Consider the following 15,786-nt stretch of genomic DNA (forward strand, 5'->3'; position numbering starts at 1 on the left):
GGACCACTAAGGCTGTGGGCCGTAGATGAATTCCTTGGCGTGATTGACGGCCTTTTTGAAGGCGTCGTTACGCAGCGAAACCTGCTCTTTGCTCCCGCCCTTGCCAGGTTCGATAAACATCGTGGGACCTGGGCGGAGGATCCAAATGTCCCCGGCCGGTGGGAGGTAGAAGACGCCAAAGGACCGATGTTCGGGATCGTCCGTCCAAATTGGGACCACGGCCACAGCCGCGCCGGTATCCACGTTGATCCATTGAGCCCGCGGCATGGGTTGCTCGTGATCTTCCGGGTCCAGGAACGGCGCCGTGCCCTTTCCCCAGCGTTTCTCGAATCTCTCGTAGAACGCGGGCATCAGGTGGCTGTCGTACGAGCGCCAGGCACTCATAGGTATCTCCTTCGGACTTTGGGCGACGGGAATCCGGGGGTTGTCCTGGGCATCGGTTCCCAGTGGACCGGGCCGAAGACGAGAGGCTGTTGATCCTTTTGACTGCCAGTCGGAGTAGCCGGAGTCTTATGGATACGGACCTTTACTGGCTTACCTGTGGACCCACTCGACGCTGATGAACCACTCGACGAAGTACGCGTACGCCGACTGCGGTCGTAAGCACTTCGCTTCGCCGGATCCGAGAGCACCACATACGCCTGCATGATGGCGTGCAGTTTCTGGAGGTCGGCCGCCTTGGTGGTATCGCCGTCGTCGGGGTTTTTGCGGGTATCCGGGTGGTGGGTGCGGAGCAGCGAGCGGTAGGCGTGGGTGATTTCACGGGCTGTCGCGCTGGGAGCCACGTTCAAGATGGCGTAGTAGTCGGGTTGGTTGGTACTCACTGCTGGTTCCGGATGGGTGATGCGGATTTGGCGATGGCCCCCGGCACGGGCCGGGGGCCATCAATCGGGAGACAACGTCGGGGACCGCGTTTCTTCTGCACAACAAGTGCTGTGGCGTGGCGCGAAGCCTGCGCCCAACTATTCCGATGCGGTCGGTCTGAAGCTCCCGGCCTGACGCCCCGCTGGTTAGCCACGCCCGGGTGGAGCTCCAGCGGGGCAGCTGTTATTAGGCGTTGATCTCTTGCCGCTGGCCGTTGGAAGAAATCTCGATGCGCCGCGGCTTGGCCTTCTCGGCGACGGGGATGCGGAGTGTCAGCACGCCTGCGTCGTAGCTGGCCTGGATGCCATCGGTATCCAGGGTGTCACCAAGAATGAGCTGCCGGCTGAAGACGCCTTGCGGGCGCTCGGCGGCAAGCATCTCGGTGTTCTCGCCAGCAGGCGACTTACGTTCTGCCTTGACCGTCAGGACGTTGCTTTCGACGTCCAGTTCCACCGAATCAGGCGTGACGCCCGGCAGATCCAAGGCAACAATGAATTGCCCGTCCTCCTGCCAAGCATCCATCGGCATGCCGGCAGGGCGTGCTGTTGTGCCAAAAACCTGTTGGGCGAGCCTGTCGAATTCGCGGAACGGGTCTGTGCGCATCAGCATTTGGTTCTCACTCCTTCAGATCTTGATGCGGTTTTGTTGTCGTGCCAGCCTTTTAGATCTGTTTTGGCTGGTATAGATTTTTTATAGCACCGGTGAGAGAGTGGTGCAAGAGGTTTTTTCAAAGATTTTTTGAGAGGTTTGCATGGCTGGCGATCGCGATACCGAGCGGCTGGAGCACGACGGCGGTGCGCCCGCGGAAGCGGACGTCGCTGGCACGCGTGACGCTGCCGACCGTGACGGTCTTGGCGTCTACGCCATCTCCGTTGCGGCCGAACTGGTGGGTACAGGCCAGCAGAACCTGCGCCTATACGAGCGCAAAGGGCTGCTCACCCCGAAACGGACCGACGGCGGCACCCGCCGCTACAGCGAAACGGACCTCGCGACGCTGCGCAGGATTGGCGCGCTCCTGGACGACGGGCTGAACCTCGCCGGCGTGAAACTGGTGCTCGAGTTGGAAGCCGCGAACCGAGGGCTCACGGAGGACAACCGGGAGCTGACCGAGGACAATCGTGGGCTGAAGGAAGACAACCGCGGACTCAAGGAAGACAACCGCGGGTTGCGGAAGGATCTGAAGCGGGCGCGGGGTGACGCATAAGGCCACTGCTCCAAGGACGGAGCAGCCGCGAACACTTTGAGTGGTGCGCCGCTGTATCTCGCGGTACACCGATATCCAGGGCAAACGAGTTGCAGTAATCCACCCGCCATCGTGCATTTCACCGTGCGGGTCATACGTACATGCCTTATGTGAGGAAACGGGAGGGACGTGAAAGATGGATTCGTTGGCACTGTGAGGGACCGGCTTGCGGGCGGCCGTAGAGATGAGCGTGATCTTAGGCGGAGATCCGTCAGAACTTTCCGGTAGATTCTGCATTGCGGCTTATCGTGCCGCCCAAGCAGAGGTAGATATGGGAATTTTTCGGCGCAAGGGCAATCCGGCCCCAGTACATCCGATGAGCGCTTTCTGGGAATGGTGGGCCGCTGAGGGAAGAGACCGCTTCGGCACCGCCGTGCAGACCGGAGAGTGGGACGATCTTCCCAGCGTCATGACCCAGCAACTCGCCAAGGTGCATCCTGACCTGGCGTGGGACACGGGTCCCGGTCATCGCTCGGACCATCTTCTGGTTGTCAGTGCTGAGGGTGATGCTGCGTTACGCAGAGTCGCAGAACAATGGCTGCGCGCGGCCCCTTCCGCTGACGAGGTTTGGGACTTCGCCTCGGCCCGTCAGCCGGTGCCCGGCGTTACCGAGAATGTCCTGGACATCAACGGCACTAAGTTCCCACTCCGGGACATACGGTTCGGCCTCAGCGTGGATGACCAGCGTGAAAGTATCGACGTTGAGGTTTACCACCCTCTGTTCGGTCAAATGCCAGGGAATGAACCTCTTCGGGTCTCCTTCTTGGTCCTTGACTGGCTTCTGGGCGAAGACGGCGTCGAACGGTGGGTGGGAGCTATCAACACAACCACCAGCGCCGATGTAGCCACGGCTTCAGCAACTGATCTCATCGAAGCCATCAACAGGATGACTGCCCAGACACAACCAAACAACTGGGCCCTTCTGCAAGGCACGACACCGGGCGGCGAGCGGATGGTTGTCATGGCCCGTAGGCCGCTGCGATGGATCGATTACCCGCTCTTTGACCTCCATACTGAGGTGAACCTCACGTATGCAGACCAACGAGAGGATGGCTTGCCAACCGAAACCGCTTTGAACCGTCTCCGCCAAATCGAGGACAACATCACTGCGGCACTCGGGCCGCGAGGGATCCTAGTGGCCCATGAAACAGCGACCGGAACCAGAGTGCTCCACTATTACACTGATTCCGACGACCAGAACGGACACGCGGCAATCGAAGCAGCTGCCCACCCAGTGGGCGCTGCCACTACACAGGCACGCGATCCTGGATGGACGGATCTGCGCCAATACTCATAAAGAGCCAGCAGGTCCTCCGTCCAACAGACTCAGCTCTGCACCTCCTCCGCCGCCGAGCGCCTCGTAAAGTTGCCCAACCGATTGCGGAGCGATGGACCAAGCCAGATGCGAGGGGCATCATGGACATCTATTCCTCTGGAATCAAAGGAATGTCAAGGGCCTTACTGACTGCATCATCGATCGTTCTGAAGCTGTGCAGGCCATACCGCCCGACAGGTTCCACTGATTCTGGGAGCTCGTTTCCTTGTTCATCGCGGTACCGATCGAACACTGAATCACGGAAACAATGCTGCTTCAGGATTTCTCCTTCCTCAAACGGGATTTCTGCGATTGTTTCGAAGTATCCCCGGGACCAGGGTAGTCGATTGGTCATAATAGGGGGGAGCAGCAGCTGGTCGGATCTCAATTCAGCTCTATCTGGTAAGTCCTTGAACTTCGACCGGAATTTGAAGACATAGATCAGTTGGGCCCCAGGGCCCATTCCTGCGTTCACATCCGTGTTGACCAGCCGGCCGAAGGAGAACCAACCGTCAGGCATCTGCAGCACGAACACACTGCCTGCCTTGTTTTTCTTCCGAGAGGGTTTGAGGACCCGCATATTTGTCTGCATTTGACTCATTTTATTCCGTTCGCTTTGAGCCATGAGTCTCCCCACTCTACGGCCTGCTCGAAGAACGGCCGCTTGGGAGAGATGCTGTTGATCCTGTTTTCAAAATCAGGGTTGGCTGAGATCAATGCCTGTTCGATGGCACGTGCCTCACCTCTGGTGACTCTTTGCTTCGTGATGCCCTGGAGAATGAATCTCTCGCCGTGTTGGCTTTGTCGTTTGGTCAGATCGTTGGTAATTCCCACGTACACGTTGTTGGACGAGGCATCCTGACCAAAATAGACATCAGTATTGGCTGGCCCGCCGGTCAACGCGCTCGGAAGGGCCGGCATTGCCGTGCTGTTAGCTGCCTGATTGGCATGGCCTATGGCTTCGGTGGCTGCGACGCTCTCAGCATGCATCTTCGCGTTTTGGGCGGCTAGGGCTGCGCCGTTGTTGGCTCCGCGGTGGTCGCCTGTGGACTGGGATCCTTGGCGCACCCCGGGTGAGGTGAATCTGGTTCCGCCGAGTGAGGAAGCGACGAACCCGCCGCCCACTCCTCCGTAATAGCCCCCGCTTGTGGGATAAGAGGTGAAGATATCCCCATAGTTTCCCGTGGGCGCCTGATATCCCTGATATCCCCCGTAACCAGGTATGCCGTAGGAGCTCCAAGGCATATCCAACGAGAAATCAAACGACGGAATGTCGAAATTGAAGTCAAAGTCGAAGTTGAAGTCGAACGTAGGCCACTTGATAGTCGATGCCATACCAATAGCCCCGAAAAGTGCAAAACCTCCCCATAAGAGAATGTCGGCGCCCGGGTCGAGTCCGGAGGGGTCGGATCGGTTGATCGGGTCACCCCAGGCGTAGGAGTAAGGGGTGAATTCTTCGCTCTGGCCGGTGTGAAGGACCGGGTCAGGCGTGGTGAAGGCACCTGTGACTGGGTCGAGTTCGCGGGCACCGAGGTGCGTGAGTGAGCTGACGGTGTCATCCAGCCCACTGATGAATCCGTTCACCGAACTGAATCCAGCACCGTTTGCACCGTTGGAACCCGCTCCTGCCGTGGCTGCGCCAGCCGCACTGTAGGTAGCGTTGCCTTGGCCGGTGAGGTTGTTGCCTCGTGCCAAGCCGAACGGGTCGGTGTAGCGCTGGATGGCGGTGATTGGCCCTGTTCCCACGGTGGGCTGTGTCATGGTTTGGGCCGTGTTCACGGAGTCGCCGACGATCAGGGACAGTTTCACTGACCCGCCTGCGGCGGTGCGCTGCGCGACGGTCTTTCCGGCGAACGTGTACGTGCAGGTGGCCGTTTTCACCGGTGTGGTGGCTTTGGTCGCGTGCGCGGTGATCCGCCCGAGCGTGACCGTGGTCCCGGCACCGTCGACCACGCCAACGAGGTTGCCTGAGGCGTCGTAGTACCTGGTGCCGAGACTTCCGGCGCCGGTGCTGGGGCCGGGCGGTGTTCCGTTGGTCGCGCCCGGGTTTGGGTTCGTGGGAACAGTGCTGGCCCCTGTTGTGGTTGCTAGCAGGCTGTCGACCGTGTAGGTCATGGTCTGACCTGCACGGTTGGTCATCCGCCCGGCCGCGTCCCAGGTGAAGTTCCGGGTAGTTGCCGTGCCGGAGACGGTGGACACGATCGAGTCGACCTGGTGCGGGCCGGCGGTTCCCGGGGCAGCGTAGTTGTATTGCTCGGTCACTGCCAGTGCGCCAGTGGAGCCGAATCGTTTGACCTGTGAGCGATCGCCGGCTGCTGTGTATGTATAGGTCTGTGCATAGGCTGCCGGTCCACCAAGACCGCTGACGCTGGTCGAGGCAGAGGTCGGTGCTGTCGTGCACGACTTGGACGCTGGGGTCCAGACGGCTTCCAGCCGGGAGGCGTAGTCGTAGTCGTAGCACTGGTAGTCAGTGGCGACGCTCGGTCGGCTGCTGAAGGCGAGTTCCCGTGCGGTCAGTTTCCCGGCTTCGTTGTACGTGTATTTGGTTTTGCCGAGGTCCGAGATGGTGCCACGGGTGTTGTTCGTGGTCCATTGCTCCAGCAAGCGGCCCGTGGAGCCGCTCCAGCTGAAGTACGTGTTGTTCGTTCCGGTCATGTTTCGGCTGCCACCGAGCAGTGTGGCCACATCGTATTGCGCGTAGGTGGTCAGGAACCCGAGGTTGTCGTACTGTGCGTTGCCGGCGAACTGGTCTCCGTCCACGTTCCAGGTCGATGAGGGGTTCTCGAACTCGTCATACCCGTACCGGACGGTTTCTGCGGGCAGTCCCGCAATGGCCGGAGTGTCCTCACTGGTGAGTTTTCCGCTGCTGGAGTATGTCCGGGCAGTGGTGTACGAGCCGTTGAAACCGGCCAGGCCAGAGGGCAGCGTAACAACCTTGGTCCCCGGTTGGTAGGCGTTGTTGTAGCCGCTGTAGGAGGTCACGACGGGCTGATCAAACGCCGCACCGTTATTCCGGGTGGTGGTCGTCGGCAGACCCTTCAGTTCACCGTCGTAGGTCCTGGTTTCCAAGGTCTTGGCCGCGCCGCCGGCGACCGAGACGGTCTTCGCGGTGGTCCGGTCGAGCTTGTCGTACGCGTACGTGGTGACCGTGCCCATTGCATCTGTGGTGGTCGCCGTGCGCCCTGCCGTGTCGTAGGTGGTGCTGCGGGTGCCCGAGTCCGGGTCCACGGCGCCGGTTTCGCGCCCTGCAGCATCGTAGGTCCAGGTCCAGAGGTTCGCCCCGTCCCCCATCCGTGTCAGTTGCCCGAGGGCATCGTAGATGTAGGTGGAGGTGTCCGCGGCGCCGGTTGCTGTGGTGCCGTGGTACAGCGACCTGGACTCAAGGTTGCCGTCAAGGTTAAGGACGGTCTTGACCGCCGATTCCGTTCCGGGACCGGTGACTGTGGAGGTGTCCAAGCCGGCGTAACTGACCTGGGTTGCCCAGAGTTCCTGGTTTTCGTTGGTCATCGTCCGGATCTTGGTCGGACGGGCGAACGCATCGTACTCGTAAATCGTCGAGGAAGGGACAGCGAGTGTCGGGATCCTCAGCACCCCGTCCGGGGCGTTGGAGATGTAGTACGAGTTGTTCACGGTGCTCTTGTCACCGCGGGAGTCGTACCAGGTGTCCGTGGCGATCGTTCCGCCGCCGGGTGAATCGACCTGGGTTTGCCGTTCACGGCCGAGCCCGTCATACAGCGTGAAGGATTCGACGTATCCGCTGCCGGTCTTTGTCCGGGTCTTCACCCAGGAGGGGTTGTCTTTGGAGATTGAGTAGCTGGTCTCAACGGTGGGGTCGGTGTTGGTCGCGGCCGGGCGCATGGGGTCCCATTCGCCGGTGACACGCCCTGAGGGGTCATATCGGTAGGAGGTGACTTTGCCGTTGGCGTCCGTTTTGGTCAGCGGTTTGCCGCGCATGGAATCGAGCGTGGTCGTGGAGATCCAGCCCATGGGGTCGGTCTGCTTCACAGTAGTCGGCAGCCCCGTGGCGGGTGTGTACGCGGTGACTGTGTCCCTGAGGACACCGGTGCTGTTATCGCTTGACTTCGTTTCACGTCCAAGCGCGTCGTAGGTCACGGTGGGGCCTTGCGCCCAGGTAGTTACGGCGGTCCCCGAGACGGCTGTTGCCGTGTCGGTGCGGGTGGTGTTGCCCTTCGTGGGTGCGACGTAGCCACCAGATCCTGGGACTGCAGAGGTTGAAGCGTCGAACAGGGTCCGGGTGGCTTTGAGGATGTTACCTGCCGGCCCGGACGCACCGCAGGTGCCGGCATAGGTGTTCACGGTAGCCGGCAGAGACAGGATGTTCGCCGCGGTGGAGTCCGCGTATGCGGTCACAGTGCACGTTTCATCCCCTGCTGCGCTGAGTTCGCCGGTGGATGAGGTGCGGATCGGGCGGCCGTAGGCGTCGTAGGCCATGCTGGTCTGGGAGACCCGCATCGAGGCAGACTTGCCCGTCGTTGTTTTCTTTGTCACCGATGTCGTAGCGATGTGGCGTGCCTGGGCTGAACCTGTGGCGACGGTGCTGGTCGCGGTCGGTGCCGAAGCCCAGGGGACGGTGATCGTTGTACCCATCAGGGTCCCGCCGTCACCTGCATAGCTTTCTTTCTCGACTTCCTGTCCGGCGAACCAGACAGAGTCAGTAATGACTGTGCTGTCCGAGAGAGTGACGGTGTCAGTACGGAGCCCACCGGTTTTGTTCGATGGGGTGCCGTTGAGGCCGCGCAGGTAGGTAGTGACGGTGGTTGGGTTGGACGCGGCAGTGCCGACCTTGGTCTTGACTTCGGCCCAGCCGGCCAGGACGGACCAGGTGATGTTCTGGCCTGCCGTGCCGGAAATGTACTTCGGGGCTGCGTACTTCCACGCCGGAGTCCCCACGTAAGCGTAGGTGGTGGTCAGGTCCAGACCACCGGCGCTCCCGGGCCCGGCTTTGCTGATAACCCGTTCAACCGGGTAGATGTGGAAGTAGTCGGTCCGTGGCAGCTCAGCGAGCGGAGAGGTGGGTGTCCAGCGCTGCGGGAAGCACCGCATGGTGTTGGTCTCAGCTGATGCCGGAAGGTTGGTTGCGGAACACTCTGCGGCCTTGTAGTAGGCTTGGATGCTCGCCCCGGTTGAGGTGGTGATTGTTTTGAGCCGGTACCGGTCAAAGGGGGCCAAGCCGTCGGTGGCCCACACTCGGTTATCCAGTGCCTGTCCGGCGAATACGACGGCCGGGTCCGTGATCCAACCGCCGGAGGCGGAGGTCAGGTTGGTGCCCTGGTGGATGACGGAGCCGAGCCACAGGGCGGGCTTCATTCCGTCGCCCGGGCTTGGCATGGCGTGGAAGAACGTCCAGAAGTCGGTATTGCCGTAACTTGAGCCGGTCAATGATTGGCTGATGACTGTTTGCAGGCGGTAGTAGGTGAAGAACGTCGGCGAGTAGGTCGAGCAGGGGCCCGTGGAGGCGCAAACGTATTCCACAGGGACATCACCGTTGGAGGTGGGGCAGTCGGTAACGCCTTCGCAGCGTCCGGTGTAATTGAAGTTCACGTGCAGGGGCGCTTGAGTGGACAGTTCGGTCCCGGCGCGCATGCCGTAATCGACCCGGGCGAGGCGGCTGGAACGATGGTAGGCCTTCAACGCACCGGCGCCGGCCTGGGATTTATAGAAGTTCGTGTCCTGCGTGTAGAAGAAGCCCTGGGAGTTCGCGTTCGTGTCCACAACATAGTCAAGGTTCCACGCATACGCCTGCATGCAGGATGAACTGCCGAACCCTGCACTGTTGTAGCATGGCTGGCCCGGGAGCCCGTAGACGGGGACGATGTCAGCCGAATTGTTTTCTTTGCCCGGCGACCAGCCAGGGATGCGGTTCACACCGAACCAGTACTGCACACCACTGGTGTCGGTGATTTTCCAGTACCCGCCGTCGAAGGTGCCATTGGCCGCACCGGTGAGGTACTCGAGCTTGGTGTTGTCATCGTTCTGGAGCTTGTACACCCCGCTGTTGGCGTCCCGGATGATCATGCCCGAACGGCCGCCAAAGGAAATGGTGAACTGCTGCCCGCCGGGGTTGCCGCACAGGTCATAGGAGTTCGCTACGCCCTGGTCCATGCAGGAGACGAACTTCTGCTGGATCTGCCCTCCGCCGGTCAACGCCCACCCATCCCCTACCGGGGTGGCCTGAGTGTTAGTGGCGCTGGTTAACCCGTCAACGCGGGAGGAGTCATAGGAAATACCCAATGCCGGGGTCGGGCCGGCCGGGGCGTCGCGCAGGGCGAACGGGTAGCTCCATGTGAACGAACCGGTTTGGCCGGTAACACCCCACGAACCCGACGCCGCGCCCGGGAGGGCGGAGAAATCGCCTGAGCCTTTGTCATCGCCCAGGGCAGGTGCCATCGGCGCCGATACCGGGGCCAGGCTGATGGGCTTCACAGGCACGGACCGGGTACCGGCCGGTCCAGAGACGGATGACGGGTCTACCGGCGGGCCCGGGTCGACTGTCGGCACGACGCCGGTTCCGATGCCCTCGATCGTTTTCCCGGTGCCATTCTTGGCGGCCGGGTCATCGACAATATCGTGCTGGGCCGAGTTGTCCTTCTCGGGAACGTACTCCCGGACCGGGACAGGTTTGACCGGGGTGACGTGATCCGGGGAGTCCCAGGGGGCGGTGATGTAGATGAACCCGGCACCGGAGGCGATAACGGCGGCCGAGACGACACCGGTAATCGCTGCTCGTGGTTTCGAGCGCATCAGCGAGGAGAAGATGTTCATTTCAGGAGCCCTTCGCTGGTGTCAGTGAACGCGACCATGAGTGCGTTGAAGCCTGTGGGTTTCATGACCCCTTGTGTCATGACGGGCTTGTAGATGTTGCCGGTGAAGCCATAGCCGAGTTTTACCGGGTCGGTCAGTGCTGCTGTTCGGTGGGCCACCGGAGAAGCGGCCACAACCCAGCTGCCGGTGCCGTTGGTATTGGTCTTGGTGATACGCAGCTGGGCGTTGTACTGGTCGTAGATCGCGGAAATGAACGCCCATTTCCCGGGCTCAAGGGTCGGCCCGGTGACCACCTCGGTAGCACCGGAGCTGGCCCATGCCACCAGTTCGGGTTTCGCGTCCGTCCTGATCCGCAGAGCAGCTGCGGGGGTGTTGGTTCCGGCCCACTGAACGATCAGATCCTGCAAGGACGTGTTCACTGAGGTCGGGCAGAACCAACCCGCCACACTGAAACTCTTGTTCGGATCAATAGCCCGCCCTGTCGTTTGTGCCCACGATGCCGCGTTGGAGATCTTCAGCATCTTCGGTTTACCGCCAGTGTCGCCACCGGGCCTGTCAACGCATGTGTTGCGGAAGTTATTGAATTCCCCCACCGGGGCCCACTGAACCTGGCCGTTCGGAGTCAGGCTCGCGATCGTCGTCGGGGTGGCGGACTCTTCGCCGACGGTGAAGGTGTAATGGCTTTCCAGATCGTTGTGGAGAGGTACGCCGACGTTCCCGGCGGTATCGAACGACCACACCGTAAGTGAAGTCGTTTGATCCAAGGCCGCTATTCGAATGTTCGCGCTCATGCCACCCGCCGGGCAGACTGCAACATACGCCTGGATCCGGGGCGTACTACAGGTAATGCTTTGAGGATAGGCGGACGAGGCCGATCCAGCAGTGATGGAGAAGACGAACCCTTCGACAGCTTCGGAGCCCTCCGGGAGTGTCAGCTCGAAGTCGTACAGCGTCTCCCCAATAATCCCATCGGAGTCGATGTGAGCTTCGTTTGATTGGCCCTCATTGGACGTCACGAACGTTCCTGCCGTTGGCGTGATGATCGGCACGGCCGGGGGCGTTGTATCGACTCTGAAGTCGAATCGCATGATCCCAGACAGACGGTCGTACATATCCTTGGCTTGTGCCTGCAGATAGTACTGGCCATCGCCAAGATTGATGCCGCTCTGCCAGTCGAACTGGTCCCCGGTCGCGTCCCCCCATGTACCATCACTGGCCGTCATGATGACGTTGTCAGATACTCGGCGGACTGTCATATACACCTTGAGCTGGTCCCCAGCAGTCCCATCGACGTCGCTGGCGGACACCCGGAAGGTAGGCTTCTTGTTCCTCGTGACGTAGTAAGAGTTCTGTGCCCACGGTTTGCCGTGCCATTTACCGCCACTGATCGTGTAGATGACCGGGGTGTTCGGTGCCGTGTTGTGCAGGACCGTGATTGAGGCGCTGTTCTGGAACTTCTTCCACCCTAAAGGATCAGATTCGTTTCCGGCGGCCAGCATGATTGTCCACACGGACTTGTTCAACAGCAACGATTTGCCGGCCATCAGGTCAAACCCGACAGCCCCGGCGGGGCAGGAAGCGTTGTAGCCCTTGGCCACCGCGCCCATGTCCGTGCGCATCCGCAACACAGGCTGCGCATTCCAACGGGTCGTCGAGTAGACAGGGTCCGTGATCCAGGAGGCAACATTCGCCGGCGTGCAGGAAGAAGACCACGTCTCAACCGTGTTCAGCTTCGCCTCGAGGATGTCCTTACCCACGAAGAATGAGGAGTCGAACTGGTAGTAGGACCGAGCCAGGTGATTCACGCCGTCCGGTGCCCAGTAATTGGGAAGGAATCCCACATGGACCTGGCCGTCGGTGAGGTTGCCGTTCCAGTACGACGTCTCAGGATAGGCATTATCGACGAAGATGTAGTTGGCCTTGTAAATGGTCCAGTCCGGGTCCACATACAGTGGGAAGGTTAGGTTGGCCGTGTCAAGGATCTGGTCCATGCCAAAGATCTGGGACTGTTTACCGTCCTCGGTCCCCAGCGTGAGGCTGAACGGCCGGGCCACGCCCTGACCGCCCGGATCAGTGGCTGTCGCTCCCTCGACTGAGGAATCCCACCACAAACCACCAGTGTTCCGCAGCGCGACCTCGCCGGAGTCCGAGCCCTTGGCTGTCAGGCTGCCGTCAGCTTGCTGCTCCACCACCGCATTCTGGGAATCGAGGAAGATCCGCATCTCTGACACGCGGGGGTCCTTTGCGGCTTCAGCGGTTTCGATCTTCAACACCTGGGAGATGCCCGTCTTGTGGGCCAGTTGGATCAAATCCACCCCTGGCAACACCTGCCGGAACGTCGCTGAGTTGCCCTCAACAACAGGTTCGGGGAGAGTCCCGAAAGGCCAGGACTGCGTCAGTGAGTGACCCTTCTTGTCATCCAGGCTCGCGATCTTGTCGCTGCCGCCGGTACCGACGGTAATGTCCACCGGCACGTTCTCAGGCTTCAAGACACTGACACCGTTCACGGTGGTCCGGACCAGGTCCGTGGAAATGTCCGTCCACCCAGCTTCGGTCTTCATCCGCACCGGATCCGTGTCCACGGTCGACGTAAGCGTCCCGTCCGGGTGGGCCACGGTGAGCAACGTGGGTGTCGTGGCATCCTCCACCACGACATCGGTCGACGTCGCCTCCGCCTGGGCAACAGCCGCAGCCTCAGAGCCTATGTTTTCGGTTGGGTCTGCGGACGGATCAGTGTCAGCCTGGGCGGCCGGCATAGATAAGCCCGCAGCCAGCAGACTCAAACCTAAAACCGGCACGCAGGCACGGCGAAGCAGGGCGAATGACTTACGCACTAAAGGGACTCCTTCTGGAGTAACAAAGACTCGACAGAGGGAAAGTAGACGCAGTCTCGAAACCCCCATAACGACTAGCTGAGAGCAGGCTATCCCCTTGATAAGGGTTTTTTACAATGAAAATCCAGTCAACACATTTGTAAGATGCCTTATTGTCCCAGGTTTGTCCCTTTGCGGTAGCGGGAAGACAGCTTAAAAGACCATACCGAAGGTCGAATTTTGGGCATGGGCATGTTCTGAATACTCGTCATATTCGCGTAACAAACGCTGGAACTTGGAGCTGGAACACCTTATGCGCAGTCGCAGCGGATCCAGATACTCATTTTCAAAGCCGTCTAAACAGGCAACAGGACTGGCGATTCTCGCAGCGACATTTAAGTTAATTCAGCGAGCTTTTACTCGGATTCAAAGACACCGCACGTTGCAATTCTCGGAGTTGGGGGAACGTGCTGTCTGATTGGGTCATCATTTGACACTGGAACGCTGGAATGGAAGCGAAGCATCAGCGCTAGTAGCCGAGCAAGAGTCAATACTTTCGTAAATCGCCTTGGGTCGATTTGCCTTTCTGAACCAATTTCGTGACTCTCCGAAATATTTTCGTAAGAAGCGTCGCCCCTCATCCGTTAGTTCTTCGGCCCACTCGACGATCGCAGAGGAACCCCTCAAGACAGCCGAATGGAACACAGCGGAGGGGCACCGCGAGATGCAACAGCTCACACTGACTTCGGCAGGCGAAAACCGACAGGATTGTCCGCAATGAACAATCCCTGAACGCGTGTGCAGAAGCCCGCGTATCTGCACTACATCCGCAGCGACTTCTAAAGAATCGCAGTCATCCCGTTCCAGCCCGTGCCAACACGGGAAGCCGAAGGCCACGCCGTTCCCCCATTGCCGGAGTACAGCCACAGCTCGCCAGCGGCGTTGCGCGCCAGAATATCCGCACGTCCGTCGCCGTCGAAGTCACTGGGTCCAACCAGGGAGTTCATGACGTTCCAGCCTTGCCCGATGGTCTGTCGCGGGAGCCAGCTGCCGTATCCGTTGGGCGGGTAGAGCCAGAGCGCACCGGCGCCGTCGCGGGCAGCAATATCGGACAGGCCGTCACCGTTGAAGTCGCCCACGCCCGTAATCTCGGACATGTTGGACCAGCCGGAGCCAACCCAGGTCCGGGGCAGCCAGCCGCCGTTGCCATCGCCGTGATACACCCACAAAGCGCCACCGCGGTCGCGGGCCACCAGGTCTGGGAACCCATCGCCGCGGAAGTCGATCCCCTCGATCGCACTCATGCCTTCCCAGCCACTGCCGATTTGCACACGCGGCTGCCATCCACCTGAACCGTTGCCCGGGTAGAGCCACAGCACGCCGCCGCCATCGCGGGCCATAACATCAGCTTTGCCGTCCCCATTGAAGTCTCCGGGAACAACCAAAGCGTTCATGACGTTCCAGCCTTGGCCAACCTGGGTACGAGGCATCCAGCCACCCGAGCCGTTGCCCGGGTACAACCACAGAACACCAGCGCCGTCCCGAGCCAGAACATCGGCGTTGCCGTCACCGTTGAAGTCGTTCTTGGCGGGCACCGATACGGACCCATCGATAACGGCTACGGAATCGCTTTCTATGTTGACCACGTAAGCCTTGTTTGTGGCGGCGTTCACCGCAGCGGCAAACGGCTCCTGCCCCGTATAAACAGCGGAACTGCTGTTGTCTTGGCCGTCGATGATCGTGGTTCCCCGGCCGGAGGTGGGAACGTAAATCTTGTTGCTTGTCTCGTTGACCGCAATGTTCCTAACGTACGAAGACGTGGGCACTTGGGCTATTTCAGAAAGGGTGGCGGCGTCGAGGACTTTGACCGCCCCATCAAGGGAAGAGCTGTCAACAGCGACATAGATCCTGTTGGTGGCTTTGTTCACCGCCAACTGTCCAAGCTTGCTGGTGCTGTTGAACTTTCCTGTGACAGAGTCGGTTGCTCCGTCGATGACACTGACGCCCGCCCCGTATCGGCCGAGCGTCGTGTAGTAGATCTTGTTGGTTGTCTTGTTGATCGCGAGGTCCAGGATGCCGCCGGCACCAATGTTGATCGATGCGGTGACTTGAGCGCTTGCATCGAGTACCTTGATGGCCCCGCCGGACAGGACATAGGCCTTGCCTGTTGAAGGGTTCACCTGAATGTTTTGAGCGCCACCCGTTAGCGGAACGGTAGTGGTGGCGTTGGTTGCACCATCGATGACGGTTACGCCGCCGCTGTTGCCGACGTAGATCTTGTTGGTGCTTTCATTCACCGCCAGGACAGACGGTTCAGCTGTCATTGGCACGCGTACAGCGGGACCATACGTTGCCCCGTCCACCACGGAAACATAGCCGCCTGCTGTGCTGATGTAGATCTTGTTGGTCACCGTGTTCACGGCAACATCGAAGGCCCTGTCTCCTGCGTCAACAGCAGGCGCCCCGGCTGGTCCCCCAATACGGGTCACACCTTCGATCGACGTCACGAACACCGTGTTCGTCACAGGGTTAACAGCAATCCTTGCCGGCTGCTCACCTGTCGAGAAGATATCCGTCACCGCGTCAGCCATAGCCGGTGACGCCGGCGAACCGACGGTTCCGAGCAGCAGCGCCAAGCCCAAGCCGACGGCGACTGACCGCGCCGCCGTCCGGCGCCGTCGTCGTACGCTTACTCCCCCAAGCGCGCGGGAACCATCCCTAGCAGCAAACATGGCAAGACCCCCCCAAAAAAGTCGAGACGCGGCAGC

At 60.5% G+C, this 15,786-nt stretch carries 9 protein-coding genes; 2 read left to right on the forward strand and 7 right to left on the reverse strand.

Going from position 1 to position 15,786, the window contains the following annotated elements:
• Positions 1 to 6 precede the first annotated feature (6 nt).
• The 3 genes from ACTAQJ_RS10470 to ACTAQJ_RS10480 all read right to left on the reverse strand — a co-directional run bounded on the left by ACTAQJ_RS10470 (position 7) and on the right by ACTAQJ_RS10480 (position 1,473).
• Positions 7 to 384 (reverse strand): hypothetical protein, encoded by a 378-nt coding sequence (locus tag ACTAQJ_RS10470; protein WP_498701942.1) that lies wholly within the window; start codon positions 382 to 384, stop codon positions 7 to 9.
• Positions 381 to 824: a J domain-containing protein gene (locus ACTAQJ_RS10475; protein WP_498701943.1), complete on the reverse strand. Its 444-nt coding sequence runs from the start codon at positions 822 to 824 to the stop codon at positions 381 to 383. The genes ACTAQJ_RS10470 and ACTAQJ_RS10475 overlap by 4 nt, the downstream gene beginning before the upstream one ends.
• Before the next feature lie 226 nt (positions 825 to 1,050).
• On the reverse strand, positions 1,051 to 1,473 hold the full coding sequence (locus tag ACTAQJ_RS10480) for an Hsp20/alpha crystallin family protein (protein ID WP_442002572.1): 423 nt from the start codon (positions 1,471 to 1,473) through the stop codon (positions 1,051 to 1,053).
• A 142-nt stretch (positions 1,474 to 1,615) separates the two neighbouring features.
• Between ACTAQJ_RS10480 and ACTAQJ_RS10485 the strand changes: the two genes are divergently transcribed.
• Complete coding sequence (locus ACTAQJ_RS10485) at positions 1,616 to 2,068, forward strand: MerR family transcriptional regulator (protein ID WP_498701944.1); 453 nt, start codon at positions 1,616 to 1,618, stop codon at positions 2,066 to 2,068.
• 355 nt (positions 2,069 to 2,423) lie between these two features.
• Complete coding sequence (locus ACTAQJ_RS10490) at positions 2,424 to 3,404, forward strand: DUF695 domain-containing protein (RefSeq protein WP_498701945.1); 981 nt, start codon at positions 2,424 to 2,426, stop codon at positions 3,402 to 3,404.
• 127 nt (positions 3,405 to 3,531) lie between these two features.
• Here the strand turns inward: ACTAQJ_RS10490 and ACTAQJ_RS10495 are convergent, their stop codons facing one another.
• The 4 genes from ACTAQJ_RS10495 to ACTAQJ_RS10510 form a co-directional block, all read right to left on the reverse strand.
• On the reverse strand, positions 3,532 to 4,047 hold the full coding sequence (locus ACTAQJ_RS10495) for an Imm26 family immunity protein (protein ID WP_498701946.1): 516 nt from the start codon (positions 4,045 to 4,047) through the stop codon (positions 3,532 to 3,534).
• Positions 4,020 to 10,205, reverse strand: coding sequence for an RHS repeat-associated core domain-containing protein (locus ACTAQJ_RS10500; protein WP_498701947.1), 6,186 nt, complete (start codon positions 10,203 to 10,205; stop codon positions 4,020 to 4,022). Before ACTAQJ_RS10500 ends, ACTAQJ_RS10495 begins: the two co-directional genes overlap by 28 nt.
• Positions 10,202 to 13,039 (reverse strand): hypothetical protein, encoded by a 2,838-nt coding sequence (locus ACTAQJ_RS10505; RefSeq protein WP_498701948.1) that lies wholly within the window; start codon positions 13,037 to 13,039, stop codon positions 10,202 to 10,204. The genes ACTAQJ_RS10500 and ACTAQJ_RS10505 overlap by 4 nt, the downstream gene beginning before the upstream one ends.
• 818 nt (positions 13,040 to 13,857) lie before the next feature.
• On the reverse strand, positions 13,858 to 15,750 hold the full coding sequence (locus ACTAQJ_RS10510) for an FG-GAP-like repeat-containing protein (protein WP_498701949.1): 1,893 nt from the start codon (positions 15,748 to 15,750) through the stop codon (positions 13,858 to 13,860).
• Positions 15,751 to 15,786 lie beyond the last annotated feature (36 nt).

It is taken from the genome of Arthrobacter sp. alpha11c (assembly GCF_054149985.1).